We start from the raw sequence: 240 nt of genomic DNA, 5'->3' as shown, positions 1-240 counted from the left end.
CGCTCGCGCTCGGCCTTCTCGACCGCGTCGATGTAGTCCGGGTTGACCTGGCGCGCGGCGATTTCGCGCAGCGCCAAAACGGTCGGCTTGTCGTTGGCTTCGCTGTTGTCCAGCTGCGGCTCGACGCCGTTGGCCAGCTGGCGGGCGCGCTTGGCGGCCAGCATGACGAGTTCGAAGCGGTTGGGGACCACTTCCAGGCAATCTTCGACGGTGATGCGGGCCATGGGGCTCCTGCGGCCG

The 240-nt window shown here is 68.3% G+C and carries 1 protein-coding gene; it reads right to left on the bottom strand.

The annotated features are described in order from the left end of the window. On the bottom strand, positions 1-224 hold a 224-nt coding region (gene rpoZ / locus HKX41_13160), incomplete at its 3' end, for a DNA-directed RNA polymerase subunit omega (GenBank protein NNC25083.1). Positions 225-240 lie beyond the last annotated feature (16 nt).

This window comes from Salifodinibacter halophilus (assembly GCA_012999515.1).
GTDB classification, from domain to species: Bacteria; Pseudomonadota; Gammaproteobacteria; order Nevskiales; family Salinisphaeraceae; genus Salifodinibacter; species Salifodinibacter halophilus.
The sequence above is the reverse complement of the archived record's forward strand: the minus strand, read 5'-3'. Positions and strand labels throughout refer to the sequence as shown.